This is a genomic window from Kitasatospora sp. NPDC007106, assembly GCF_040634455.1.
GTDB classification, from domain to species: Bacteria; Actinomycetota; Actinomycetes; order Streptomycetales; family Streptomycetaceae; genus Kitasatospora; species Kitasatospora arboriphila.
Map to the genome: position 1 here is coordinate 1 of NZ_JBEYFP010001184.1, position 1,502 is coordinate 1,502.

The window sequence follows — 1,502 nt, forward strand, 5'->3', positions numbered from 1 at the left end:
CTCCCCGGAGGCCGCCTCCGGCGGCACCATCGCCCTGGTCGAGGACGGCGACATCATCGCCATCGACATCCCCGGCCGGAAGATCAACCTGGACGCGAGGGGCGGCACGGTGCGCAGAGGGGGTGGGTGGAGTTCCGTTCCAACGTTGGAAAATCGGGGCAGCCAGAATGACAGCACGGCCCCGGGGCCGTGTCCACCCCTTCGGAGCGATGCGTTGCGGGAAACTCCTCCGCGTGCTCACTTCATCCGATGTCGAGCGGCGTCGTGCGGAGGTGACGAAGCGTCGAGGTGCGGGAGCGTCAGCCGCGGATGACGGGCGACGGCCTTATACGACGATCGGCCGGGGGCATCGGGCGGCGCGTCGGAGGGCGGCGCGTCGGACGGGTGTCGGGCGGGTGTCGGGCGGCGTGCAGGGTGCGGACGGCCGGGGCGGCGAGGGGTAATGGAGGGGTGGCCGGAATGCTCGGCGGAATGCCCTTGCCCGGCGGATCGCACTACCTGTATAACGTTGTAAACGCTGCCATCGACATTCCCCCCGCCCCTTCTTCCCACTGTCGTGCGGCGAATCCCGCGGACGGCCGCGGGCCTGCGCTCAGCGCGGCCGGAGCCCGTCGAAGACCACCTCGTAGATCCGCTCCCGGGCGGCCGGGTCGTCCCGCAACTGCTCCATGGTCGTGCCGGTGCCCACCAGCAGGGCGAGCAGCTCCGGCAGGCCGAGGTCGGCGCGGACGGCCCCGGCCCGCTGCGCCCCGGCCAGGAGTCCGGCCAGTCGGTCCCGGATCGCCGCGGTCGACTCCTGCAGCGAGGCGTGCACGTCCACTCCGGCCGCGGCGAGCGCCTGCGTGAACTCGTTCTTGCCCGCGGACCGGTCGACCACCAGGCGGAAGCAGTCGAAGAAGGCCTCGGCCGGATCGGCGCCCGCCGCCAGCTCGGCGGTGCCTGCCGCGATCGCCTCCAGCCGGCGCACCATCACCGCCGCGAGCAGGGCCTCCTTGGTCGGGAAGTGCCGGAACAGGGTGCCCACCCCGACCCCTGCGGCGCGGGCGATCTCCTCGGTCGGCACGTCGACGCCCCGGGTGGTGAACACCTCGGTGGCCACGTCCAGCAGCCTCGCCCGGTTGCGGGCCGCATCGGCCCGCAGCGGCCGTTCCTGACTGCCACTCATCCCGCTCGTCTCCCTTCCGCGCACGGCGGATCCACCCCCTGGACAACCGGAGTGCCCAGTCCGTATCGTTCGAAGCGGAGTCGCCAGTCCGATTGTACCGACGCTTCCGATAGGGGTTGATCATGTCCGAAACCAGGACGCCGCGCGAGGTCTTCCACGCGCTGCTCGACGGCATCACTGCCGGACGGTTCTCCGAACTCGCCGAGCTCTACGCCGAGGACGCGGTGGTGGAGACCGTCTTCGAGCCGGTCGGACCGCGCCGGTTCGAGGGGCGTGCCGTCCTCGGGGCACGGTTCGCCGAGGTCGCCGCGCACTCGCCGCTGGAGCTGGCGGCGCA

At 72.0% G+C, this 1,502-nt stretch carries 2 protein-coding genes and 1 pseudogene; 2 read left to right on the forward strand and 1 reads right to left on the reverse strand.

Annotated elements, in window-relative coordinates; genetic code table 11:
- Positions 1 to 313 (forward strand): dihydroxy-acid dehydratase (locus tag ABZ641_RS36970; RefSeq protein ID WP_359988953.1); only part of this gene is annotated, 313 nt, incomplete at its 5' end.
- 279 nt (positions 314 to 592) lie between these two features.
- Here ABZ641_RS36970 and ABZ641_RS36975 read toward each other — a convergent pair.
- Positions 593 to 1,165, reverse strand: a complete 573-nt coding sequence (locus tag ABZ641_RS36975) for a helix-turn-helix domain-containing protein (RefSeq protein WP_344624614.1) — start codon at positions 1,163 to 1,165, stop codon at positions 593 to 595.
- 122 nt (positions 1,166 to 1,287) lie between these two features.
- Here ABZ641_RS36975 and ABZ641_RS36980 point away from each other — a divergent pair.
- Positions 1,288 to 1,502, forward strand: a pseudogene (locus ABZ641_RS36980) (hypothetical protein); the annotation flags it as partial.

Coding starts and splice junctions, on each gene's coding strand:
- ABZ641_RS36975 (WP_344624614.1), bottom strand. CDS start 1,165: ATGAGTGGCAGTCAGGAACGGCCGCTGCGGGCCGATGCGGCCCGCAAC.